The 23,216-nt window shown below is 66.6% G+C and carries 26 protein-coding genes, 1 tRNA gene and 1 pseudogene; 8 read left to right on the top strand and 20 right to left on the bottom strand.

The features are described 5' to 3' along the window. Window positions 1-135: 135 nt before the first annotated feature. The 3 genes from DB459_RS21890 to DB459_RS21880 are packed head-to-tail and all read right to left on the bottom strand — an operon-like array spanning window position 136 to window position 3,205. On the bottom strand, window positions 136-1,152 hold the full coding sequence (locus DB459_RS21890; RefSeq protein WP_253707747.1) for a DNA polymerase III subunit delta': 1,017 nt from the start codon (window positions 1,150-1,152) through the stop codon (window positions 136-138). 17 nt (window positions 1,153-1,169) lie between these two features. Continuing rightward, window positions 1,170-1,943, bottom strand: a complete 774-nt coding sequence (tmk, locus tag DB459_RS21885; protein ID WP_253707745.1) for a dTMP kinase — start codon at window positions 1,941-1,943, stop codon at window positions 1,170-1,172. Then, window positions 1,940-3,205, bottom strand: a complete 1,266-nt coding sequence (locus tag DB459_RS21880; protein ID WP_253707743.1) for a D-alanyl-D-alanine carboxypeptidase family protein — start codon at window positions 3,203-3,205, stop codon at window positions 1,940-1,942. Before DB459_RS21880 ends, tmk begins: the two co-directional genes overlap by 4 nt. A gap of 284 nt (window positions 3,206-3,489) precedes the next feature. On the opposite strand from DB459_RS21880, the gene DB459_RS21875 reads away from it, so the two are divergent. Further along, the gene (locus DB459_RS21875; protein WP_253707741.1) at window positions 3,490-4,440 is read left to right on the top strand and encodes an alpha/beta fold hydrolase; all 951 of its coding nucleotides are present in this window, start codon (window positions 3,490-3,492) and stop codon (window positions 4,438-4,440) included. 30 nt (window positions 4,441-4,470) lie between these two features. On the opposite strand, the gene DB459_RS21870 is transcribed toward DB459_RS21875, so the two are convergent. The 4 genes from DB459_RS21870 to DB459_RS21855 all read right to left on the bottom strand — a co-directional run bounded on the left by DB459_RS21870 (window position 4,471) and on the right by DB459_RS21855 (window position 7,369). Next, window positions 4,471-5,442, bottom strand: a complete 972-nt coding sequence (locus DB459_RS21870) for a septal ring lytic transglycosylase RlpA family protein (RefSeq protein ID WP_253707739.1) — start codon at window positions 5,440-5,442, stop codon at window positions 4,471-4,473. Between the two features lie 234 nt (window positions 5,443-5,676). Next, window positions 5,677-5,997, bottom strand: a complete 321-nt coding sequence (locus tag DB459_RS21865) for a hypothetical protein (RefSeq protein ID WP_253707737.1) — start codon at window positions 5,995-5,997, stop codon at window positions 5,677-5,679. 284 nt (window positions 5,998-6,281) lie between these two features. Continuing rightward, window positions 6,282-6,434, bottom strand: a complete 153-nt coding sequence (locus tag DB459_RS21860) for a hypothetical protein (RefSeq protein WP_253707735.1) — start codon at window positions 6,432-6,434, stop codon at window positions 6,282-6,284. A 350-nt stretch (window positions 6,435-6,784) separates the two neighbouring features. Continuing rightward, a complete protein-coding gene (locus DB459_RS21855) occupies window positions 6,785-7,369 on the bottom strand; it encodes a cytochrome b (protein ID WP_256519219.1) in 585 nt (194 codons plus the stop codon). Window positions 7,370-7,937: 568 nt separating this feature from the next. On the opposite strand from DB459_RS21855, the gene DB459_RS21850 reads away from it, so the two are divergent. Beyond that, entirely contained in the window at window positions 7,938-8,222 is a 285-nt protein-coding gene (locus DB459_RS21850) for a hypothetical protein (protein ID WP_253713755.1), read from the top strand. A 33-nt stretch (window positions 8,223-8,255) separates the two neighbouring features. Here the strand turns inward: DB459_RS21850 and DB459_RS21845 are convergent. Beyond that, window positions 8,256-8,366: pseudogene (locus DB459_RS21845) on the bottom strand (glutamine cyclotransferase); the annotation flags it as partial. Window positions 8,367-8,635: 269 nt separating this feature from the next. Here DB459_RS21845 and DB459_RS21840 point away from each other — a divergent pair. Beyond that, window positions 8,636-9,121, top strand: a complete 486-nt coding sequence (locus DB459_RS21840; RefSeq protein WP_253707730.1) for an AAA family ATPase — start codon at window positions 8,636-8,638, stop codon at window positions 9,119-9,121. Window positions 9,122-9,515: 394 nt separating this feature from the next. On the opposite strand, the gene DB459_RS21835 is transcribed toward DB459_RS21840, so the two are convergent. The 3 genes from DB459_RS21835 to DB459_RS21830 form a co-directional block, all read right to left on the bottom strand. After that, window positions 9,516-9,605: transfer RNA gene (locus DB459_RS21835), tRNA-Ser, on the bottom strand. Window positions 9,606-9,699: 94 nt separating this feature from the next. After that, the gene (locus DB459_RS27405) at window positions 9,700-9,834 is read right to left on the bottom strand and encodes a hypothetical protein (RefSeq protein WP_256519218.1); all 135 of its coding nucleotides are present in this window, start codon (window positions 9,832-9,834) and stop codon (window positions 9,700-9,702) included. Window positions 9,835-9,881: 47 nt separating this feature from the next. Further along, on the bottom strand, window positions 9,882-10,331 hold the full coding sequence (locus tag DB459_RS21830; RefSeq protein ID WP_253707728.1) for a hypothetical protein: 450 nt from the start codon (window positions 10,329-10,331) through the stop codon (window positions 9,882-9,884). Between the two features lie 85 nt (window positions 10,332-10,416). On the opposite strand from DB459_RS21830, the gene DB459_RS21825 reads away from it, so the two are divergent. Next, window positions 10,417-11,226, top strand: coding sequence for a hypothetical protein (locus tag DB459_RS21825; protein WP_253707726.1), 810 nt, complete (start codon window positions 10,417-10,419; stop codon window positions 11,224-11,226). Window positions 11,227-11,403: 177 nt separating this feature from the next. On the opposite strand, the gene DB459_RS21820 is transcribed toward DB459_RS21825, so the two are convergent. Next, on the bottom strand, window positions 11,404-12,687 hold the full coding sequence (locus DB459_RS21820; protein WP_253707724.1) for an IS256 family transposase: 1,284 nt from the start codon (window positions 12,685-12,687) through the stop codon (window positions 11,404-11,406). 277 nt (window positions 12,688-12,964) lie between these two features. Beyond that, on the bottom strand, window positions 12,965-13,297 hold the full coding sequence (locus DB459_RS21815; RefSeq protein ID WP_253707722.1) for a GIY-YIG nuclease family protein: 333 nt from the start codon (window positions 13,295-13,297) through the stop codon (window positions 12,965-12,967). 108 nt (window positions 13,298-13,405) lie between these two features. Between DB459_RS21815 and DB459_RS21810 the strand changes: the two genes are divergently transcribed. Continuing rightward, window positions 13,406-14,065, top strand: a complete 660-nt coding sequence (locus tag DB459_RS21810) for a DUF2239 family protein (protein ID WP_253707720.1) — start codon at window positions 13,406-13,408, stop codon at window positions 14,063-14,065. A gap of 42 nt (window positions 14,066-14,107) precedes the next feature. On the opposite strand, the gene DB459_RS21805 is transcribed toward DB459_RS21810, so the two are convergent. From DB459_RS21805 to DB459_RS21795, 3 genes are all read right to left on the bottom strand, one after another. After that, window positions 14,108-14,356, bottom strand: coding sequence for a PilZ domain-containing protein (locus tag DB459_RS21805; RefSeq protein WP_253707718.1), 249 nt, complete (start codon window positions 14,354-14,356; stop codon window positions 14,108-14,110). Between the two features lie 176 nt (window positions 14,357-14,532). After that, complete coding sequence (locus DB459_RS21800) at window positions 14,533-14,940, bottom strand: cupin domain-containing protein (protein WP_253707716.1); 408 nt, start codon at window positions 14,938-14,940, stop codon at window positions 14,533-14,535. 53 nt (window positions 14,941-14,993) lie between these two features. Then, window positions 14,994-15,695, bottom strand: a complete 702-nt coding sequence (locus DB459_RS21795) for a ribonuclease activity regulator RraA (protein ID WP_253707714.1) — start codon at window positions 15,693-15,695, stop codon at window positions 14,994-14,996. A gap of 152 nt (window positions 15,696-15,847) precedes the next feature. Here DB459_RS21795 and pxpB point away from each other — a divergent pair, with 152 nt between their 5' ends. The 3 genes from pxpB to DB459_RS21780 are packed head-to-tail and all read left to right on the top strand — an operon-like array spanning window position 15,848 to window position 18,404. Then, complete coding sequence (gene pxpB / locus DB459_RS21790) at window positions 15,848-16,570, top strand: 5-oxoprolinase subunit PxpB (protein WP_253707712.1); 723 nt, start codon at window positions 15,848-15,850, stop codon at window positions 16,568-16,570. Next, window positions 16,567-17,640 (top strand): biotin-dependent carboxyltransferase family protein, encoded by a 1,074-nt coding sequence (locus DB459_RS21785; RefSeq protein WP_253707710.1) that lies wholly within the window; start codon window positions 16,567-16,569, stop codon window positions 17,638-17,640. The genes pxpB and DB459_RS21785 overlap by 4 nt, the downstream gene beginning before the upstream one ends. Continuing rightward, window positions 17,637-18,404, top strand: coding sequence for a LamB/YcsF family protein (locus tag DB459_RS21780; protein ID WP_253707708.1), 768 nt, complete (start codon window positions 17,637-17,639; stop codon window positions 18,402-18,404). The genes DB459_RS21785 and DB459_RS21780 overlap by 4 nt, the downstream gene beginning before the upstream one ends. Window positions 18,405-18,445: 41 nt before the next feature. Here the strand turns inward: DB459_RS21780 and DB459_RS21775 are convergent, their stop codons facing one another. The 4 genes from DB459_RS21775 to DB459_RS21760 form a co-directional block, all read right to left on the bottom strand. Further along, window positions 18,446-21,142, bottom strand: coding sequence for a nitrate reductase (locus tag DB459_RS21775; RefSeq protein WP_253707706.1), 2,697 nt, complete (start codon window positions 21,140-21,142; stop codon window positions 18,446-18,448). A 49-nt stretch (window positions 21,143-21,191) separates the two neighbouring features. After that, the gene (locus DB459_RS21770; RefSeq protein ID WP_253707704.1) at window positions 21,192-21,338 is read right to left on the bottom strand and encodes a hypothetical protein; all 147 of its coding nucleotides are present in this window, start codon (window positions 21,336-21,338) and stop codon (window positions 21,192-21,194) included. Window positions 21,339-21,541: 203 nt separating this feature from the next. Then, entirely contained in the window at window positions 21,542-22,756 is a 1,215-nt protein-coding gene (locus tag DB459_RS21765) for an NAD(P)/FAD-dependent oxidoreductase (protein WP_253707702.1), read from the bottom strand. Between the two features lie 19 nt (window positions 22,757-22,775). Beyond that, window positions 22,776-23,198 (bottom strand): globin family protein, encoded by a 423-nt coding sequence (locus DB459_RS21760; RefSeq protein ID WP_253707700.1) that lies wholly within the window; start codon window positions 23,196-23,198, stop codon window positions 22,776-22,778. Between the last annotated feature and the right edge of the window lie 18 nt (window positions 23,199-23,216).

Raw genomic sequence — 23,216 nt, 5'->3', positions numbered from 1 at the left:
CATACGGCCGTCAGGTGGTGGGTCGTCGGACCCGATCTTTGCCGGCGAATTCGGGGCCGGTCGAGCCCGTTTCGTGGTCGCACCTTGCATGGTCGTCCGCGGCGCGGCGCCGGCTTAGGGACCAGGCCCGGCCGATCAGCGCATCGCTTCAGACAGCATGCTGAAGGCCGAAAACACCAGCGGTTTGCGCTCGAGATTGTAGGATTCGGCATCGCGGGCCGCGCGGCTGATCTTTTCCCACACCTCCGAGAGGCGCGCAAGCCGAGGCAATTGTTCATTTGGATCAGAAACTTGCAGTCGTTCACTCACCCAACGCTCAATCGCATCCATAAAGGCGGCCAGCGCCGCGCGGTCGGTGCCGCCGAGGGCATCGCCGAGGACGTGGAGGGCCCGGTAATCGAGGCGCGGCAGCACTTCCAGCGCCGCGCGGGTCCGCTGGGTCAGCCCGAGAGCTTCGCCGCCGATCAGCATCAGAGCCCGCCCGGCACTGCCTTCGGCGACCTCCGCCGCGGCCGCGAGTTCCGGATCATCGAGGTCGAGGCCGGCGCTGGCGGCGACGGCGCGGCGCACGTCCGCGACCGACAACGGGCGCAGCGGCAACCGGCGACAGCGGGACTGGATGGTCGGCAGCACCCGCGCCGGGGAATGGCTCACCAGCAGGAACAATGAACGCTCCGGCGGCTCTTCCAGGATCTTGAGCAGCGCGTTGGCGGCGTTGGCGTTGAGTTCGTCCACGGTGTCGACGATGCACACCCGCCAGCCTTCGGTGCCGGCGGTCGAGCCGAAGAATGCAATCGTCTCGCGGGTCTCGTCGACGGTGATTACCGTGCGCAGCACGCCCTTGTCGTTGGCGCTGCGCTCGAGCACCAACAGGCCGCCATGGCTGCCGGTGGCGATGCGGCGCGCCGCAGCGTCGCTCTCGTCGACGGCGAGACTGGCGGCCCCCTGCACGGCTGGCGTTGCCGGGTCGGGATGCGCCAGCACGAACCGCGCCATGCGATAGGCCAGCGTCGCCTTGCCGATGCCCTTGGGCCCGCCGATCAGCCAGGCGTGGGGAATGCGGCCGCTGCGATATGCGGCGAGCAGCGCCGTTTCGGCCTCGTCATGGCCGAACAGCACCACGGTCTGGCGCGGCGCGCGGGTTTCGCTCACGTCCTCGCCCCGACCGCTCACAACCGCTCCTTCACGCGCCGTTTCTTGCGCGCCAGTTCGGGAAAACGCGCCTGCACGGCCTGCCACACCCGCGAGGCCACCGTGTCGGCATCGGCATTGGCGTCCACCAGCACGCAGCGCTCCGGATCGCTCTCGGTCAGGGCGCGGAAGCCCTCGCGCAGCTTCTCGTGAAAGGCGACGTCCTCGCTCTCGAAGCGATCGGGCTCGGCATCGCCGCGGCGCTGGGCGGCGCGGGCGAGCCCGATCCCAACGGGCACGTCCAGCACCAGGGTGAGGTCCGGGCGCAAGCCGTCGATGGTGACGCGATCGAGCGCCTCGATCAGCATCGGATCGACCCGGCCGACGCTGCCCTGGTAGACCCTCGTCGAATCCGAGAAGCGGTCGCACAGCACCCAGACGCCGCGCGCCAACGACGGTTCGATCACCAGCTTGACGTGGTCGGCGCGCGCCGCGGCGAACAGCAGGGTCTCGAGATCGGCGCCGAGCACCTTGCCAACGCCGGACAGCACCAGATGCCGCATGATCTCCGCACCGGGCGAGCCGCCCGGCTCACGGGTCGTGACCGCACGGATATTGGCCTCGGCGAGCCGATCCGCCAGAGACTTGATCTGGGTCGACTTGCCCGCCCCCTCGCCGCCCTCGAAGGTGATGAAACGACCGCGCGCCGACGCTGCGGTGGCGGCCGATTTGGCAGCAGACCTGGCAGCAGACTTGGCGGCCGATTTGGCGGCGGTCGTCGTCGCCGATGTCCGGGATGCGGCTTTTCTCATGACTTCAGCTTCGCCATCCCCGAACGGAAGAACCCGATCATCAATTCGCTGACGCCGTCGAAGGCGCGCCGAAGGGTCGAGCCGACCCCGATCTGTTCGGTGGTGTAAAGCGGCGCCTCGACGGCCAGGTTGCCGCCGCGCCAGACCCTGACGACGCCGACCTGCCGGCCGGGCTCGATCGGCGCGCGCAGCGGCCCCTCATAGCTGATCCGCGCCAGCAGCTTGTCGTTGCCGTTCCGCTGCACCATGACGCCCACCGGCTCGCGGCTCGCCAGCGCCACCGAACCGCTCGAGCCGCCGAACACCTTGGCGCGGCCGATCACCTGGTCGGCGGCGAACAGGTTGCGGATCTCGAAATTGCGGAACCCCCATTCGAGGAGTTTCTTGGCTTCGGTGACGCGGTCGTCGGGATCTTCGAGGCCGTTGACCACGACGATCAGTCGCTGGCCATTTTCGATCGCCGAACCGGCCATGCCGTAGCCACCGTCCTTGGTCGAGCCGGCGCTCAGTCCGTCGGCGGAGGCGAAAGCATTGAGCAGCGGATTGCGATTCTGCTGGCGGATCTTATTCCAGATGAATTCACGCTCGTTGTAGAGCTTGTAGAAGTCCGGATAGGTCAGGATGATGTGCCGGGCGAGGTGCGCGATATCACGCACCGTCATGCGATTGCCGGGATCGCCGAGGCCGGACGCGTTGGCAAAGGTCGAATTGGTCAGGCCGAGGTCGCGCGTCCGCTTGGTCAGCATCGCGGCGAATTCGCGCTCGTTGCCGGCGATGCCTTCGGCCAGCGTCATGGCGGCATCGTTGCCGTTGTCGATGATCAGGCCGCGCAGCAGATCCTCGACGCCGATCCGGCTGTGGATCGCCGCGAACATGGTCGGCCCGCCGGCGGGCGCGCCGCCGTGGCGCCAGGCGTTTTCACTCACGGCATAGGAGTCGGTCGGCTTGATCTCGCCCTTCTTCAGCAGATCGAAGACGAATTCCGCGGTGGCCAGCTTGACCATGCTGGAAGGCGCCGCCGGCTGGTCGGCGTTCTTCTCGAACAGCACGCTGCCGCTCGTGGCATCGACCAGGATCGCCGTCGGCGCATCGATCTCGAGCCCGGCCTCGTCCTTCTTGGCACCCTGCACGCTGTTATTGGCGGCGAGGCTGCGACCGTTGCCGCAGACCAGGCCGGCGACGAACGCCAGCACCAGCAGCGCGCCAAGGGCCCGATGGGCGATGCGCCTGCGGAGCAATGCGGGGCGATTGAAGGGTGTCATCCGAGGTCTGGTCCCAAGCTCCGGTCCCGAAGTCCGATCCAAAGCCCACTTGCAGGCAGGACTCCGGGTGAGAGAGTTCAACTCGCAAGAGCCCGGCCGAGGAGCGCGCGGAGGCCCCGCCTTCTACCAGCCGCCCTGCCCCCGAACAACGCCGGCGGCCACCCCGCCCCCAACCGCGGTGGCGACGACGCTGGACGGCTTGCCCGGCGCCCCATTCAAAATCACACTAGGGCCGGATTGAACTATCGGATCAACAGGAAACGGCAATCAAGGCGGAAATAACGATGTCCTCAACCCGTACCCTCGCCGTCAACGGCATCGAGATCTTCCTGCGCGAGCAGGGCCAGGGACCGCTGGTGCTGCTCTGCCACGGCTGGCCGGAACTATCCTATTCCTGGCGTCACCAGCTCAAGGCGCTGGCGGAGGCCGGCTATCATGCGGTGGCGCCGGACATGCGCGGCTTCGGCCGCACCAGCGCGCCGGCCGAGGTCGAGGCCTATACGATCCTCCACACCGTGGGCGACATGGTGGGCCTCGTCGCCGCGCTCGGCGCCGACACGGCGGTGATCGTCGGCCATGACTGGGGCGCGCCGGTCGCCTGGCATGCCGCCCTGTTCCGGCCCGACATTTTCACCGCGGTGGCGGGGCTGAGCGTGCCGCCGGCGCAGCGCGGCCGTGGCCGGCCGCTGGACACGCTGGCCAGGGAGGGCATTCACGACTTCTACTGGCAGTATTTCCAGCAGCCCGGCGTCGCCGAAGCCGAATTCGAGGCCGATGTCGATTTCACCATGCACGCGATCTTCTCGAAGACCTTCGCCAAGGCCGGCATGTCGCTGTTTGTTAAGCCTGGCCTCGGCTTTCTCGGCGATCGCGGCGTGCCGCGGCCACTGCCGCCCTGGATGGATGCCAGCGAGCTTGCGCTGTTCGTCGAGAATTATCGTGCATCGGGCTTCCGCGGCGGACTGAACTGGTACCGCAACCTCGACCGCAACTGGGACCTCACCGCGCCCTGGCAGGGCGCCCGCATCCAGCAGCCGGCGCTGTTCATTGCCGGCTCGCGCGACGAAGTGGTCACCGGACTGATCGGCGCCAAGCGCGTCGCCGACATGGAGCGGATCGTGCCCAACCTGCGGCGCAAGCTGATCATCGACGGCGCCGGTCACTGGATTCAGCAGGAACGCGCCGACGAGGTCAGCGCGGCGCTGATCGAATTCCTCAGAGAAGTTGGCTACTGAGCGGCGCTCAGAGGGGCGCAGCGCACGTCGTCAGTAAAGCCCGCGCCCTGACAGCAGCGTGGCGATGCCGTCTTCACTGTTGGAGGAAGGCGCATAGGCGGCGACCGGCCGGGCCGCCGGCGGTGGCAGCGGGCTCGATTCGACGGTGTTGGCGACGACGTCTTCCTGGCGCCGGTTGTCCAGCGTTCGTCCGGCCGAGCGGCGGCTGCGGGCAGCCGAGATCTCCGATGTGGCGCCGGCCGAGGCGACATCCTGGGGCGCATTGCCGAGACTGAAGGGGCGGCCCTCGGGCAACGGGACGTCACCGCGAAGCGGATGGCCGGCACCGGGGAATTCCGGCACGAACGGCCGTGCCGAGGCGATCCGGACCGTGGATGGCGCCGGGGCCGGCTCTCCGGTGCGCAGCGTGGCCTCGAGGATGCGATCGTCCGAGCCTTCCAGCGGCGCCCGGCCGACATATTCGACGCGCACGCGCGCGATGCCGTTATCCTTGAATCCCAACAGCCTGGCGGCGTTATGCGAGACGTCGATCACACGATTGCCGTGATACGGCCCGCGATCATTGACGCGAACCACCAGCGATTTGCCGTTGGCGAGATTGGTGACCCGGACATAGGACGGCATCGGCAGCGTCGGATGAGCGGCGGTCAGCGAGGTCATGTCGAAGACCTCGCCATTGGCGGTCAGGCGGCCGTGAAAGTCGTCGCCATACCAGGACGCCAGTCCTTCGGCGCGATAACGGGGGTCTTCCGTCGGGACATATTCTCGCCCCGCCACCAAATAGGGCTTGCCGACACGGTAAGTGCCGCCGCCCTTGGGCACGGGCTCACCGAATTCGACCACCCGCGGGCTGGACGACACGCCGTATCTCGGATCGACGCGGCCGGCCAGCTTGCCTGAGGAGCAGTTGGCGAGGACGAGACATGCACCGGCCATGGCGGCAAGTTGCGCGATGCGCCGCGCCTGCGCCGACCCGCCCTGCTGATGCCGGAAGATCCCCATTTTCCCCAATCGACTACCCCAATCACCCCGACGCGGTGACCGTCCGCGAATCCGCGACAGCCACCCCAAACCAATGTGCCCACCACCACACTGGTTCGTGATCATAGAGCAGCGAGATAAAGGCAGAAATGGGGATAGCAGCTGATTGGTAAACCGCTCGTTGCCGCCGCCGCTCAAACGGCTCTCCGCCCGCGGCAGAATCGACCATGGCATCCCGACTAACGGGTATCCCGACTAACGGCGGCCCTTGGGCCCCCCACCTGCAGCAGGCAATCCGGATTCGGCGGGGGCGCCTTCGGGTGGCGTCTGATGGCGCAGAACCTCCATCACCGCCATTTTGAGGATGTATTCGAGGTCGCCCATCTTCAGGCGCCGCGCTGAAATCATCGCCTCCTCCAATGACCCCAGCAGCAGATCCTGGTCGTCGAGACGAGGGATCGCCGATCGAAGCGGCCGGCGCGATGACGATCGGGCCACAGCACCGATCGACGACGTCTGATCGGCGCCGCCCGGCGAGCAGCCGTGGGAGACGCGGCCGCGGCGACGGCGGCGCAATCCAAAACCTGTGCCTGGCACGATAATTACCACTCTTTCCCTGGTCGATTCCCTCGACCGAACCCTGGGGGCCAGCGCATGCGCCGTCAATACCGCCAGTTTACGACCATGGTCGCACAGGCACCGGAACTGTTGGCAACCGATCCGGGGGATGCCGGACCATGCCGAGCTTATAACATGCGCAAGGATTCAGTGCCCCGAGTGGTCGTCGAGGTTCAAACAATCCACACGAATTGGCCGCATGCCGTACTGCGGGATAAGAGGCTGCTTTTTTAAGGTTGGTGTCAGGAAGCCGCCGGGTTGCTCGCCGCCGCGGACAACACCGCGCAGAGCTGGCAAGGCGCTTGCTCCGGCATGGTGGGGTTGAATTCACCTGCACCGGATTGGAGCACGTCGATGAAACACGTCACTCGATTCGAGACGACCAGGACAGCCATCGCCGCCGCCAGCGGGTTTCCGCCCGCCAGATGGGCACAGGACCCGCGAGCTGATCGGCACGCTGTGCTACAACATCGCGCTGCTCGAGGCCGAGATCGCCGCCGAGCAGGCGCGCTGCGGGATCGACGACCCGACCGACATCGCCTACCCGCCCCTGGCCAAATCCTGGTTCGATCGCTGCCAGAAGCTCAAGACCACCGTCGCCAGTCTCGAGACCTATGTCGGCACGGCGCCGGAGCCGACGCGGCGCGCCACGGGCAAAACTCTCGCGGCGGCAGACGATCGACTCTCCGGATGAATGCATCGATGAGGGGACCGGAAGCCACCCGACGCCGCCTGCACCCGCCGATCACGACGCCTTCCGGCGCGGCGGCAGCATCCTGGCGAGAACGTCGTCCTTCATGACGAAATAATGCCAGGCGACGGCCGCAAGATGCAGGGCGAGCACGACGTAAATGATATCGGCTCCCCAATCGTGGAAATATTGCCCGGTCGACGCGAGCGCCTTGCCGACCGGTACAAGTCTCGGCCACTGGAATAGACCGAACCAGGGAAGCGAATATCCGCCCGCCGCGGAGAACAGATAGCCGGTCACCGGCATCATCACCATCAACGCGTAGAGCATGAGGTGAGCCGAATTCGCCGCCAACCGTGTCAGCCTGCCGAGATACCGACCGTGCGATGGCGCTCCGGCGAAGAGCCGATAGCCGACGCGGATCACGACCAGCACCAGGGCGGTCATGCCCAGCGACTTGTGGACTTCCAGCAAGGCCCGGCGCACCGGCGTTCCGGGCGCTTGCGTCGAGCAGTAGAGGCCGATCGCCACGGCGGCCAGAATGATTGCGGCCATGAGCCAGTGCAGCAGCCGCTGGACGCGGTCATACCTCGCAACAGTTTCGCTGCCCGTTGTAAACTCGTCCGAAATCGCCGCCATTGCGCCTGCTCCGCTTACCGCAGTGCAGCAATTGCGCATCGATTGTGTCTGAATTGGGGGCGTGGATCACGTCGGACAATTGTCCCGATTGTCCTTAACTGCCCGGGTCGGCTCGCTCGGCAATGCCCCCGCGAAACGCGATCACGACGCCGTGGCAGACGCTCTAGTGTGGCGTCTCGCAACTGCCTACCGCCATTGCGGCCAGTCTCTCGTAGGCAATCGCGAGACATAAGCCACACTAGCACTTTGATTTTGCTAGTGCCCTTATGTCTCCGAATTACCGTGCGAGCATGAGGCAATTGGAGCGGTAATTCGGAGACAGGACACTAGTTTTTTGTTTTGACGCGTTGTCTTGGCGCGAACCGGTATCCACTTCGCGGGAAAACGCTCCCGTGGCGATTCTGGATCTGACGCGCGCACGAACTTCGGAAAGCGGGCACTGTTGCTCGCGGGCGAAACGACACGGCGACAGCAAACATGACTGGCATTCGCTCGAGGTGGGTTTGAAGGTCTGCAACTGCTCGTTTATACTATTCCAGGCTGCATTTTTACATGGACACACACTTCAGTGACACCCTCCGCAGGCGCGCCGGCAACCCTCGTGATGCGACAGGATCAGCACCCCGCCACGATCATTGACGCCTTCCACAAGGGATCGGCGTTCTACGTGGTCGCGCGCCTCAACGCCCACGGCACACGCTACGTATTTCGCGGCAGACCGGGCGGAAAGTGGGTCGAGGTGATCGAAAACCCGGCGACGGGCAGGTACCGAATGCTGCACGGCGGCGTCGGCCTGAGGCTCGACCAGGCTGAAACGGCTCCGCCGGGCCGCCGGCACGCCCGCTCCCTTTAATTGTCCGTGCCGGCTCGGGCCTCCGGACGGCTGCCCGTCGCCGCAGAAGAACTGGTCGCCGCCATCGGACTCCAGTCCCGACACGCCCACCCCGGGCGGCATCTCGAGCCGCTCCAGGAGCTCCCGACAGGGGGCCAGTCTTCTGTGTCGACGAAAAGAGCCCAATCCAAGCCTTGACGACCGCACACCGGATCAAGCCCATTTCGATCTTCCTCCGCTCCGTGCGGTGGCCTAACCCCGGCAGAGGCTCCACTTATCGACGCGGAAAATCTGTTCAGACAACCGGGACCACCTCAGCGTCGCACCGATCATTGTAAGTTTAAGCCCTTACCTGCCATTCATCACGAGATTGCTCGGGCATACGGAAATGGCGTGAGCATGCTTGGCGCAGATGAGGATTGTTAGGAGAATGCATGCCTTCGTCTCCACATCCCATTGTGATTAACCCGGACCATTTCCTCCAAACAGAGAGTGGTCGCGTCTGGACCCCAGAACGAAGCCGGATTGCATGGCAGCAGAGTTATGACGCTCTGCGAACCGTCATATCCGCTGCTTCTGATGATCTCCGAAACTGGACGGTCGTGATTGTCTGCGGCCTTCAGGGGGCCGGCAAATCCACATGGATTTTAAAACAGCCGGTTCGTCCTGGCGCGGTTTACTTCGATGCGGCGCTGCCTGCGGCGCGGCACCGAGCCCCTATCATTGAAATTGCGCAAAGAGCCAACGCCCAAGTTGAGATCGTTTGGATTAAGGTTCCGCTGCCAGTTGCGCTCGCCAGAAACTCGCAGCGCAAGGACGACGAGCAGGTTCCCGAAACTTCGATCCAATCGGTTGCAGACCTTTTTGAAGAGCCGACTACTGCCGAAGGTGCAGCAACAGTCCACATCATTGAGGCTTGATACCGTAAAATAATAGCCGCATCGCGATCAACCGCAAGGCGCCGCGCGGCATCCAGATCGATCAGCCCGCCGACTCGGCCTCAATCTCGCCTCCAATCGCGGCATCGACGTTGGCCGAGGCCGACGCCATGCGCGCCCAAGCCACGTTGGACGGCGCAGCTCAGCAACCCGTCACCACAACGGCGCTACGCAAGTTCGCAGCCAAGCCCGCAAGCGGATACGGATCGAAGGTGGCGGCTATCGCCGCGACCGTCTGCGTGCCTTGGCTCAGAGGGTCGAGGTTGCCGACCGCGAGGTCCGCATCATGGAATCGAAGAGCGATTTGCTCAGAACGCTCGCAGCCATTTCGGGCGCAAAATCGGCGGCAGGCGGCGTTCGCAGTTCTGTTCAGGATTGGCGGAAGGGGTGGGATTCGAACCCACGGTACCCTTGCGGGCACGCCGGTTTTCAAGACCGGTGCCTTAAACCACTCGGCCACCCTTCCAACTGTAGCCGTATCAAGCAGCTAGAAGGGAAAGCGTCAAGAACAGGCTGCGAACAAGAGCGGTCTTGGGGCCAATTGGGGGCCAACCTGCTTTTCAACCGCCGATGAAGCCGGCCGCCGGCGCGTTGATCACCTCGGACATCCTGTCGTCGGCCGCCTTCGTCCGGGTGCGCCGGGTATAGGAGCGCAGCAGCACTGCCGGATCGTCGCCGACCCGCCGCGCTACCATGTGCACCGGTATGCCGGCATCGAGCAGCGCGGTCGTGTGAACGGCCCTCAGTTCGTGTAACCGTCGCTGGGGAAAGCCGTGCTGCTTGGCAAGCAGCGCCGCCGGGCGAATTCCTTGGTGACGTTGACCGGCGTCATGGGCTTGGCAAAATCGAAGCTGGTCCCCGGCGCCAATGTGCCTGGGAAGAGCGACGCATCTTGCGGCAGCTTGATCATGGATGGGTCGACGGCGACACCATTCGGGATGCCGGCGGCGATCCGCTGCAATCGGCCCTTCCATTCGAGCCGCACCGCGATCGTGCCTTGGTCGGTTGAGATTGTCCGAATGCCGCGTTCGATCTCAGGCATTTTGAGGCGGAAGCCAGATTTCTTCGTTGGCTCCCACGCCCTCCCAATTCGCAGGGTGCTGTTGTCGACATCGAGATCGGTCCAACGCGGCGCCAGGATTTCATTGCGCCGCGCGCCGGTCGCGACGGCCAGCGCGACAATCGGATACATGGTCGTTGAAGACCTGCAATTCTGGACTTTTTTACTTCACCCGACTAGGGTCCCGCTCCCATTGCAATTTCAAGCGAGTCCACGAATGGACTTTCCGCTCTTCACATCTATCCCGCCACACTCGAATTACGGGCCTGTAATTGAGAACTGGAAATCATCTGGGTTCAGCTTCGTCAGCGTCAATTGCGCCGAGGAGACTCAGAAGATAGCTGGCGTCCAGGTGATCGCCGTGAACGGCAGCGAGAAGAAGCTGCCTCTCTCAACTATTCTACAAGCAATTGAGAAAAGCGGAGCTCCATTCGCCGGAGTGATCAATGCTGACTGCAAGTTCATAACCCGGCTCGATTCCGAATCTCTTAGAAGAGACGCTGCCTCATCGATCATCCTTGCGGAACGCATTGACGTCGACAGCAACGGGACGCCTGTTCCCCATCGACCTTACGGCTTTGATGCGATGATTTTTGATACGTCGTTCATCAGGAAGCTGAAGACAAATGACGCATTCAGAATAGGCGAGCCGTGGTGGGACTTTTGGCTTCCGTACGCCTTCCAGGAGGCTGGCGCGACGATAAAGAAATTCGACTGTCCCATTCTTATCCACGAGCACCATCCGACCAATTGGAACAGGACATCGCATACCCGACTTGCGCATCAATTCAGCGCCGAGTTCGAGCGCTTTAGAACGTCGATCAACGATGACGGACAGGCTGCATATCAGGGCTTGATCGACAGCCCGACGGTCCAGTCAGGAATACCAGAAGCGGCGGCTCGTCTTGTGAGAGGGATTCCTGTCCTTATCGAGGACATGCAGCGCAGTCAGCAAAACAAGCTGCGCAACTGGCCACCAAAGATAGCCAGACTGGCAGTGAGGGGATTGAGAAATTTGGCGCATTAATCTCTCGCAGGGTATGCGCCCTAGTGTCCCGTCTCCGAATTACCGTGCGAGCATGAGGCAAATGGAGCGGTAATTCGGAGACAGGACACTAGTGCGGTGGATCTGACGCTCGTTTCAGCATTGCAGCGAATTCTTCAAACGAGAGCTATCGCCAAATTTTGGTGACGGCCGGACCGGTTAGGCGGCGGCGGTTACGGGCTGACGGTCGGTCGGCTTGGCGATGACCTCGATCCCGTCGTTGAATGTCACACCGAGAACGAGTTTTGGCAACTGGTTGTGGCCATCGAGGCGACGCCAGCTTTTTTGTGCGCCTTCGAGCAATTTGAAGACCATCGCGAGCGCGGTCCTGTTCGACAGGCAACCCTTCGACCGGATCGTGCGGTGGCGCACGGTCGCGAAGGTGCTTTCAATGGGATTGGTCGTCCGCAGGTGTTTCCAATGTTCGGCCGGGAAGTCGTAGAACGCCAGTAGCGCGTCCCGATCCTTGCTCAGGCAGTCGGCCGCTTTCTCGTATTTGGGCGTATAGCTCTCGATGAAGGCGTCGAACGCCAGCTCGGCGGCGGCCCTGGTTTCAGCCATCCAGATCTCCTGCAATGCGCGCTTGGCCTTCGGCTGCTGGCTCTTCGGCAGCTTGGCGAGCACGTTGGCGGTCTTGTGCACCCAGCAGCGCTGCTCGCGTGTTTTCGGCCAGACCTCACCGGCGGCTTTCCAGAACCCGAGCGCGCCATCGGCGATGACGAGCCGCGGCGACACCTCGAGCCCGCGCCGCTTGAGGTCGAGCAGCAGATCGCGCCAGTCCTGCGCGCTCTCGCGGGCGCCATCGGTGAAGCCGACCAGTTCCTTGCGGCCCTCCGGCGTCGCCCCGATCAGCACCAGGATGCACTGCTTTTCGTCTTCGAGGCGCGCCTGGAGATGGATGCCATCGGCCCAGATGTAGACGTAGCGTTTCGCCGACAGATCGCGCTTCTGCCACGCGGCGTGCTCGTCGAGCCAGCCGTCCTTCAGACGGCCGATGGCGGATGCCGACAACCCGGCCGCGTCCTTGCCGAGCAGCGCCGCCAGCGCCTCGGAGAAGTCGCCGGTCGAAATCCCCTTCAGGTAAAGGATCGGCAGCAGCGTTTCGATCGACTTCGACCGGCGCATATAGGGCGGCAGGATCGACGGCGAGAACCGGATGCGATCGGGATCGGCGGCGGCCGCCTCGCGATCGCGCACACGCGGCTGGCGGACGGCGACCGGACCTATACCGGTCATTACCTCTCGCTCCGGCAGGTGACCGTGGCGGACCACGCGCTGGCGGCCGTCCCCGGTCTTCAAATCGGCATGCTTGCCGACAAAGTCCGCGACTTCGGCCTCGACCGCCTGGGCCAACAGGGCACGCGCCCCGTTGCGCAAGATTTCAGTGAGTTGGTCGTCGACGTTTCCTGGCTGAATCAGCTTGATAATGTTATCTTTGGACACGGCATATCGCTCCTTCGGTGGAGAAGTGGAGGCGTCAAGCACCCCCACGATATGCCGCCTTTCCGATTCCTGCCGTCACCAACTTTCGGCGATAGCTCCAAACGAGCGTCAGATCCAGAACCGCACTAGAATTATAATGATGCTAGTGTCCCTTTGTTTCCAACGTTCGTAGAAGCGCCTGCCGCAAAGGAATACGAACGTTGGAAACGGGACACTAGACAAGGAAGGACGGCGGCCGATCACTCGCCATCCCCGACGATGCGCAGCACCGGAGCACTCAGATCGGCTGTGCCTGGTGTCGATCGCGCCAATGCTCGGCCCGCTCCTTGAGGCGGGCATGGCGGATATAGGCGTCGTCCTCCTCGACACGCTCGAGGATCTCGAGTGAAAACGCCTCCGCGCCATGGCTGGTCCACGCCTGCTGCAGGCTGTTGTCCGGACAGCTGCCGAGCCGCAGCGTGAACCAGATCCTGTTCTGGATGGTGCTGACGTCGGCGCAATGGCCGATCCAGGCTTCGCCCGAAACAGCGCAGCGGACCTGATAGACGCCGGCGATGGTCTTGCGCTTCTTGTAGGCGGCAACGGCCGCCTTCCGGTCTTCGGCTCGCATATCATTTCCCCTGGAAAGCCGCGCATCGGCCTTCGAATATTACACCCGGGTGATATTGACGTAAGCAATTTTTATCACGATAAAATAGACAAAATCCGGGGAGCCGCCGTGTCCGATGATCTCGCCAAGCCGTGCACCGCCTTCGAGGGGGCGCGACGGCTGTCGTCAGGCCCGCTGATCGAGGTCGTCCTCGCGGTGAAGGAGGCCACCGACCGCGGCGCCAGCGCGCCGCTGCTGGTGTTCGACGACGCCACCGGACAGGTGCTCGATTTCGATCTGCGCGGCGCCAAGGCCGATGTCGTCACGCGCCTGTCGGGCCGCGCAGCGCGGCCAGCAACGCCGTCACGAAATCCGAAAGCCCAGGCGGAGGCGGACCCCCCGGAGGGGCCGCGCGGCAAGGGGCGTCCGAAGCTCGGCGTGGTCGCTCGCGAGGTGACCCTGCTTCCCCGCCATTGGGACTGGTTGGCCGGCCAGCCCGGCGGCGCCTCGGCGGCGTTGCGACGGCTGGTCGACGAGGCCCGGCGCACCGGCAGCGGCAGCCTGAAGCGGCGCACCGCGCAGGAGACAGCCTATCGCTTCATGTCGGCCATGGCCGGCGACATCGCCGGCTTCGAGGAGGCGTCACGCGCCTTGTTCGCCGACGATCGTCCCCGGATGGAGCAGCACATGGCGGGCTGGCCGGCGGACATCCGCGATCACGTGCTGCGGCTCGCCTTCGACGAACGCTCGCTGACGCCCGTCGCAGCGAACCGCAGCGCGCCTAGCTAGTGCGGTGGATCTGACGCTCGTATCAGTATTGCAGCGAGTTCTTCAAACGAGCGTCAGCCGGCCGCGGGTCCAGACGACGCGGCATTTCTTGCGGCTGGCGCCATGGTGCAGATCGAAGCGCTGCGGCAGCCGCGCGGCGAGACTAAGGTCGAGGTCGAGGCAGGCGCCGCCGGCGCTGTAGTCGATCACGGTGCAATCGATCACCGGATCGCGGCCACCGGTGATGATCCTCGCCGTCCGCGCCATCAAACCGGCCGGCCGGATCCGTTCAAATCTGCGCTGCTGGGTCATCTCGCGTCGTCCGGCCGCAAATCTCTCCCTGGGTGCGCAGCGAATGATGCCGACCAACCGTCAACGGCGTCGCTGCGAAACCCCTCGGAATTGAGACAATTCGCAGGTCGCGGCCCGTCACGAAAATTAAGCGCCTCACCGCGCTTGTGACGCCGGGGCCCTGTCAGCCGCTCGGGTCAGCGGCTCACCGACGCGCCGTATTCCTCGTCGGTGACATGCTCCATCCAGGTGACATGGGTGCCGTCGAGGGATTCCTGCATGGCGAGGTGCACCATGCCGTTCTTCGGGCAGGCGCCGTGCCAGTGCTTCTCTCCCGGCGGAATCCACACCGTGTCGCCGGGGCGGATCTCTTGGATCGGACCGCCCTTGGTCTGCACCAGCCCGATGCCGGACAGCACGTAGAGGGTCTGGCCGAGCGGATGGGTATGCCAGGCGGTGCGCGCCCCGGGCTCGAAGGCAACGCGGGCGGCGACGAGGCGCGCCGGCGCCGGCGCCGCCACCACCGGGTCCTGCCAGACGGTGCCGGTGAAATAGTCCTTGGAGGCGCGGTTGGTCGGTCGCGTGCCGGCGGCGATGATGTCCATGGACGCTGCTCCTGTGCGATGCTTCCGAAAGGCCGAGGCCGCCCGGCCTCGCCCTACTTCTTCTTCGAGGCTTCGTAGCGCGCCTTGGTTTCGGCATTCATCGGATAGAGGCCGGGCAGCACGGCGCCCTTCTCCACCTCGTCGACGATCCAGGCTTCCATGCGCTCCTGCTCGGGTCCCTCGGCCAGCACGGTCTCGAGCTTGTCCCGCGGAATCAGCACGGCGCCATCCTGGTCGGCGACGATGACGTCGTCGGGGAACACGGCGACACCGCCGCAACCGATCGGCTCGCCCCAGTTGACGAAGGTCAGGCCGGCGACCGATGGCGGCGCCGCGGCGCCGTTGCACCACACCGGCAGCCCGGTGCCGAGCACGCCCTCGAGGTCACGGACGACGCCGTCGGTCACCAGCGCGGCGATGCCGCGCTTGGCCATGCGCATGCAGAGAATGTCGCCGAAGATGCCGGCATCGGTGATGCCCATGGCATCGACCACGGCGATGCAGCCCGGCGGCATGGCCTCGATGGCGGAGCGGGTCGAAATCGGCTTGGCCCAGGATTCCGGCGTCGCCAGATCCTCGCGCGCCGGCACGAAACGCAGGGTGAAGGCCGGCCCGACGAGACGGGGCTGACCGGGCCGCAGCGGCTTGGTGCCGCGCATCCACACATTCCGCAGCCCCTTTTTCAGCAGCACCGTGGTGATGGTGGCGGTGGTGATGGTCTTGAGGATCTCGATGGCTTCGGCGGTCAGCGGCATTGCGGGACGAACTCCTGGGGACAAACTGTCCTGGGATAAAGGCTGGCGAGTCCTAGTCCGGCTCGCTTGCCTCTCATGCCCGAAAACGCCCGGCTTGCCAATTCGCACCGGGTCGCCGACAACGCACACCACGGTTCCGAAAACGCTTGGCCATGACCTCCCCCCCCCGCATCCTGCCCAATGGCGACACCGCGCTCACCGTCGAGTTCGGCCGCAGCATCGACGAGGCGGTCAACCGCACGGTGCTGGCCTTTGATCGGGCGGTCGCGGCCGCCGCCATCGCCGGCATCTGCGAGACCGTGCCGACCTACCGCTCGCTGCTGGTGCATTACGACCCGCTGCAGATCGACTTCGCCGCGCTCGGCGAGCGCCTGCTGGCCCTGGCGCGGCAGCCGCTGGCGCCGATCGCCACCACCCGCCGCTGGCGGGTTCCGGTCGCCTATGGCGGCGAATTCGGCATCGACCTCGAGGATGTCGCCAGGGCCCGCGGCCTGACGCCCGACGCGGTGATCGCGCGCCACACCGCGGGCGACTATTTCGTCGCCATGGTCGGCTTCACGCCGGGCTTTGCCTACCTCAGCGGCCTCGATCCGGCGCTCGCCACGCCGCGACGCGCCAGCCCGCGGATCGAGACTCCCGCCGGCACCATCCATATTGGCGGCCAGCAGGCGGCGATCCAGTGCCTTGCCGGCCCGAGCGGCTGGCATCTGCTCGGCCGCACCCCGGTCCGGACCTTCCATCCCCATCGCGATCCGGTCTTCCTGATCGCGCCGGGCGATGCCGTCAGTTTCCGCGCCATCGAGCCGGCCGAATTCGCCGAGCTCGACCGGGCCGCCGCGCTGGGCGAGATCGTCGCCGAACTGGTCGCGCCATGAACCGCCTCGAAGTCATCGTCGCCGACCCGGTCACCACGGTCCAGGACCGCGGCCGCTTCGGCGTCCAGCGTTTCGGCCTGCCGCCGAGCGGCGCCATGGATCGCGGCGCGCTCGCCGCGGCGAATGTCCTGGTCGGCAACGAACTGGACGCAGCCGCGATCGAGGTCGGCCCCTTCGGCGCCGAATTCGCCGCGCGCCACGGCGCCGTGCGCGTCGCCATCGCCGGCGCGGTGCGGGCCATCACCCGCAACGGCGAGACGGTGCCGGTCAACCACAGCCTCGTGCTCGCGGACGGCGAGCGGCTGCGCATCGGTCCGGCGCGCGAGGGCGTGTTCAGCTATCTCGCCATCGAAGGCGGCATCAGCGGCGAGCCGGTGTTCGGCAGCCTCGCGGTCAACAGCCGCGCCGGGCTCGGCAGCCCCTATCCGCGGCCGCTGGCGGCGGGCGACAGCATCGCGGTGCAGGCACCGCGGCCGCTGAGCTGTGAAGTCCGGCTCGACCTCGATGACGCCGAGCCTCACGCCGCGATCCGTGTCGTGCTCGGCCCGCAGGACGACGAGTTCGATGCCGCGACGACGGCCGTTCTGTTCGACAGCACGTGGACCGTCTCGGCCGCCAGCGATCGCATGGGCTATCGGCTCGATGGCCCGCGGCTCGTCCATCGCGACGGCCACAACATCGTCTCCGACGGCACCGTCACCGGCAGCATCCAGGTCCCGGGCTCCGGCCACCCCATCGTGCTGATGCCCGACCGCGGCACCACCGGCGGCTATCCGAAGATCGCGACCGTGATCAGCGCCGATCTCGGCCGCCTCGCCCAGATCCGCGTCGGCGGCACACTGCGATTCCGCGCCGTCGGCATCGCGGAGGCCCAGGCCGCGGCCCGGCGGCATGCCGCGCAGCTGGCATCGCTGTCGTCGCGCATCCGCAACGCCGAGAGCGGCCTCGATCTTGCCGCCCTCCAGAGCGCCAATGTCGCGGGCAATGCCGTCAACGCCGTCGAGCCGGCGACCTGGCAGGCCGCCGCGGATCACGCGGATCAAGAGCTTACCGACAGGGATGAACCATGACGACCATCGACCTCAATTGCGATCTCGGCGAAGGGTTCGGCGCCTGGCCGATGGGCAATGACGAAGCCATGCTGACGCTTGCCACCTCCGCCAATGTGGCCTGCGGCTTCCATGCCGGCGATCCCGACATCATGCGCCGCACCGTCGAACTGGCGAAGGCAAACGGCGTCAGCATCGGCGCCCATCCCGGCTATCGCGACCTCCACGGCTTCGGCCGCCGCCCGATCCCGGGGCTGAGCGCCGCGGAAATCGAAAACCTCGTCGCCTATCAGATCGGCGCGCTGCAGGCGGTCGCGGCGCTGGCCGGTCACCGCGTCACCCATGTGAAGGCCCACGGCGCCCTGTCCAATGTCGGCTGCGCCGACGACATGACGGCGCGGGCGATTGCCGCGGCGATCAAGGCGGTCGACCGCAGCCTCGTCTTCGTCGTGCTGCCGAATTCGGCGCTGGCCCGCGCCGGTGAAGCCGCCGGGCTGACCATGGTCAGCGAGGTCTTCGCCGACCGCGCCTATGAGGACGACGCCTCGCTGATGTCGCGCAAGAAGCCGGGCGCGGTGCTGCATGATGCCGACGCCATCGCTGCCCGGGTGGTGCGCATGGTGCAGGATCGCGCCATCACCGCCGCCTCCGGCAAGATCATCAAGGTGCCGATCGACACCGTCTGCATCCATGGCGACACGCCGGGGGCGGTCGACATCGCCAAAACCATCCGCGCCGCCCTCGCCAGTGCGGGGATTGCGGTGGCTCCTTTCGCAGGGGCGTGAGGAAGACGGCCGGCTGCGACGGTCACCTCGACGTCGGGAGTTCACCCCGGGTGCGCCACGCTCTCGGCCTCGGTCGCCGCGATCAGCCGATTCAATTCCGGCACGCAGGAGCCGCAATTGGTGCCGGCGCGCAGCTGCGCGCCGAGCGCAGCGGCGCTGCGGGCCCCTGCCCTGATACTGGCGCAGATGGTGTTGCGGCCGACGGCGAAGCAGGCACAGACGATCGCACCGCCGTTGTCAGCACCATCGCGCCGCCGCCCGGACAGAACATCCCGGCGCGCATCGGCGCCAATCGGCCCGGCGGCAAGCAACCCGCAGACGGCATCCCAGCCGACCGCTGCCGTCGCCGGCCCGGTGAACAGGCACAGCTGCAGCGCGTCGCCGCAAAACGCCGCCGCACGATAGACACCGGCCGCGGCATCGAGATATTCGGCAATGTCGGCGTCCGCCACGGCGCTGCGAAACCAGGCACGCCAGGTCTCAACCGGGCGATCGTCCGCGAGCAGATAGCCGAAGCCGCCGTCGAGGGCGACGCGGGCCCACCACACCTCGCCGGGCAGTGCCAGCGGCGCGCGCGCCACCACGAAGCCGCGCTGGGCAAAGGCTGCCGCCTTGACGCTCGCCGGCGTCGCCTTGGATTCGGGCTGGCCGGAGAACGGATCGGTGTTCGGCGCCACCAGCGCGCCGACCCGCGCCGTCGCCGCCGTCTCGCCGCTCCAGTGAATCGGCGCGAACAGTAATCCCTTCTGCTGGCGCTCGGTGACGACGGCCCTGAGGACGCAGGCGCCGTGATCGGTCTCGATCGTCGCAAAGCCGCCGTCGACGATGCCGGCCGCCGCGGCATCGTCGGGATGGATCTCGACGAACGGCTCGGGCCGGTGCTGGCCGAGGCGCGGGCCCAGCCCGGTCCGGGTCATGGTGTGCCACTGGTCGCGGATACGGCCGGTATTGAGGCGCAGCGGCCGCGCGGCACCGGTCTCGTCATGCAGCCGCGGCGGCCGCGGCGCGACGAAGCGGGCGCGGCGATCCGCCGTAAAGAAGCCGCCGCCGGCGAACAGCCGGGCCGGTCCCGCCTCTGCGCCGGCGGGCAGCGGCCAGCACACCGGGCGCAGCCGGTCATAGGCCGCGTCGCTGATCCTGGCGAGGCCGCCGATGTCGAAGTCCCGGCTGCCGCCGTTCTCGAAGGCCGAGAGGCCAGCATGCTCGCGGAAGATATCCGCCGCCGAGCGAAAATCGAACGCGGCGCCGAAGCCGAGGCGGCGCGCCACTTCCACGACGATCCACCAGTCCGCTCGCGCCTCGCCGGGCGCCGGCAGGAAGCTGCGTTGACGCGAAATGCGGCGTTCGGAATTGGTCACCGTTCCCGACTTCTCGCCCCAGGCCGCCGCCGGCAGCAGCGCATGGACCCCGGCCGCGATCGTATCGGTGCTGCGCACGGTGTCGGACACCACGAACAATTCGAGCCGGCGCAGGCCCTCGCGCACCCGATCGGCGTCGGGCATCGACACCGCCGGATTGGTACCCATGACCCACAGCGCCTTGACCTCGCCGCGCGTCACGGCGTCGAACAGGTCGACCGCCTTGCGGCCCTCACGGCTGGCGATGCACGGCGCCTGCCAGAAGCGCCGGACCCGGTCGATCTCGGCCGGCGAAAACGACATGTGCGCGGCGAGCTGATTGGCGAGGCCGCCGACCTCGCGGCCGCCCATGGCATTGGGCTGGCCGGTCAGCGAGAACGGCGACGCCCCGACCTTGCCGATGCGGCCGGTGGCGAGGTGACAGTTGATGATCGCATTGACCTTGTCGGTGCCCTGGGCCGACTGGTTCACGCCCTGCGAGAACGCCGTGACGACGCGTGGCGTCTCGCGAAACAGTTTGAAGAAGGCGGCGACATCGCTCTCGGCAAGCCCGGTGGCGGCAGCGGTCGCGGTGACGCTGCCGGCGATGCTGCGCGCCTGCGCCAGCGCCTCGGCGAAGCCGCTGGTGTGGGCGGCGATGAACTCGCCGTCGAGGGCGCCGTGGTCGGCGAGATCGACCAGCAGCCCGCAGAACAGCGCGCTGTCGCTGCCGGGCGCCAGCGGCAGGAACAGATCGGCGTCTTCCGCGGTATCGGTGCGGCGCGGATCGATCACGATGAGCCGCGCGCCGCGGCGCTCGCGGTTGGCTCGCATGCGCTGGAACAGCACCGGGTGGCACCAGGCGGCATTGGAGCCGACCAGCACGATCAGATCGGCCTCGTCGAGATCCTCGTAGCAGCCGGGCACGGTGTCGGCGCCGAAGGCGCGGCGATGGCCGGCGACCGACGACGACATGCACAGCCGCGAATTGGTGTCGACATTGGCGCTGCCGATGAAGCCCTTCATCAGCTTGTTGGCGACGTAGTAGTCCTCGGTGAGGAGCTGGCCCGACAGATAGAAGGCGACGGATTGCGGTCCGTGCCGGGCGACGATGCGCAGGAGCCGGCCGGCGACCTGGTCGAGCGCCTCGTCCCAGCTCGCGGCTTCGAGCTGGCCGCCGGGCCGCCGCAGCATCGGTCGCAGCAGGCGTTCACCAGGACCCAGGGTCTCGCCGAGCGCAAGCCCCTTCGAACACAGCCGGCCGAAATTGGCCGGATGGTCGGGGTCGCCGGCGATGATCGCACCGCCCTGGCCGTCCGGCGTGGCCACTACGCCGCACCCGACGCCGCAATAAGGACAGGTGGTGCGCGTCGACTTGAGCTGAGGATCGAGGGCGTTCATGACGCGGCCCGCTCACGGCGGGCGCCAGCGCCGCCGCACAGCGGACGCCTCAGATGGCGTTTGCCAGCAACGTCCCGAAGCTGACGAGCGCGATCAGCGCGAAGGCGGCATAGACGGCGACCAGATGCAGGCGGCCGGCCGCAGCAGTCTCGGGCTCGGCCGGTGGCGCCGGACGTGGAAAGATCAGGGAGGTCATGGGCGCTATCTTGGCGACGCGGCCTGCGGGCGCAAGCGCGCGCCGAAAAAAGCGAAAATCTTGCGTCCACGGCAGCGGACGGAGGTCGTCGTGCTCCGCAACGGACCCCGGGCAGCAGTTTCGTCTTCGGCATTGGCGCGCCAGACATCACGTCCATGGGGCAGTCCGCATCTTCCTGAAAATCGTTCGCCCGCGGCATCGGTTCACGCCGCTTTCATGGCGTCCGCCGGCTCGCCGAACATCAGATCGTGGCGCAGGCCCCTTACCGATCGGCCGCTGCGGATCAGCTCGAGGTACCAGAGCGCATCACGGGTATCGCCGACCAGGACCGCGCCGGCGAGCCGGTCGCCGGCAAGCACGAGCTTGCGGTAGGTGCCGAGGCGATCGTCATGGAGCACGATGGAGTGGCTGGCATCGCCGCCGGTGAAATCCCCGGCGGAGAACACCGCGACGCCCGAGACCTTCAGATTGGTCGAGATCACGCTGCCGGCGTAGCGCGCTTCGCCGCCGCCGAGCACGGTGGCCAGCACCCTCGCCTGCTCATAGGCCGGTTCGACGAGGCCATAACACGTGGCGCGATGCTCGGCGCATTCGCCAATGGCGTAGACGCCGTCCGCCGATGTCCGCAGGTCGTCGCCGACGACGATGCCGCGGCCGACCGCGACGCCGGCGGCGCGCGCCAGCGCGACGTTGGGGCGGATGCCGGCGGCGAAGATCACCGCGTCGGCGGCGAGACGCCGGCCGTCCGCCAGCTCGACGCCTTCGACCTTGTCCTCGCCGATGATGCGCGCGGTCGACGCCTCGAGCAGCACCTCGACGCCCTTCGTCTCGACGAGGCGCCGGAGCAGCGCCGCCGCCGGGGAATCGAGCTGGCGCTCCATCAGGCGATCCATCAGATGCACCAGTGTCACCCTGGCGCCGGCCTTGGCGAGGCCATAGGCGGCCTCGAGCCCGAGCAGGCCGCCGCCGACCACCACGACCCGGCGCTTGGCTGCGGCGAGCCGCAACAGGCTCTCGACGTCGCGACTGTCGCGAAACGTCTGGACGCCGGCAAGATCGGCGCCCGGCACCGCAAGGCGCAGGGCCTGCGAGCCGGTGGCGAAGACCAGCTTTGAGAACGGCACCTCGCGGCCGTCGACCAGGGTGACGTGGCGCGCCGCGAGATCGACCGTGGCGGCGGCGCGGCCGTAGCTCAGCGTCACGCCGTGGTCGCGCCACCAGCGAGCCGGCTTGAGTTCGATCTCGTCGGCGCCGATTTCGCCGGCGAGGACCGATGACAGCAGCACGCGGTTATAGGCGAGCCGCGGCTCGTCGCCGATCACGGCGATCGCATAGCGGCCGAGCGCGCGGCGCGCCAGTTCGTCGGCGAGCCGCGCCGCCGCCATGCCGTTGCCGATAATGACCAGAGGTTCGCTCACGGGCGCGCGTATCCTTGATTCAGGCGGTTGCCGGCGCGCCGTAGGCTTCAGTGATCATGTAGTTCGACAACAGCGTGTAGGCCGAGGTCCAGGCGGCGGCGAGCTCGGCCGTCCAGTCGCTGCCGAGCCCCTGCTCCAGGGTGTAGAGCAGCGCGCCGCCGACCACCTGGTAGTGCTCCGGCGTCACGCCGTAACCGACATGCCTCCTGGCGAGCGCGCTCGCCGCCGGCAGCACGGTCGGAAGATCGCCGAGACCGCCGACGACGATGGCGAGCGTCGCCATCAGCTTCTTGTGCTGCTCGCGCATGTCCTGCGGAAACATCGCGCGGATCGCCGGGACCTGCGCGAACAGGCGATCGTAGAAGATCACCGCGGCCTGTTCGGCGATCGGCGCCACCTTGGCGAAGCTCGACTGGACCTGTTCGATCTGCTGCGGGGTCATCTCAAGTCCTTTTCCTTG

The organism is Bradyrhizobium sp. WD16, assembly GCF_024181725.1.
Taxonomy (GTDB): Bacteria; Pseudomonadota; Alphaproteobacteria; order Rhizobiales; family Xanthobacteraceae; genus Bradyrhizobium_A.
This window is presented reverse-complemented; position numbering and strand designations above follow the sequence as displayed.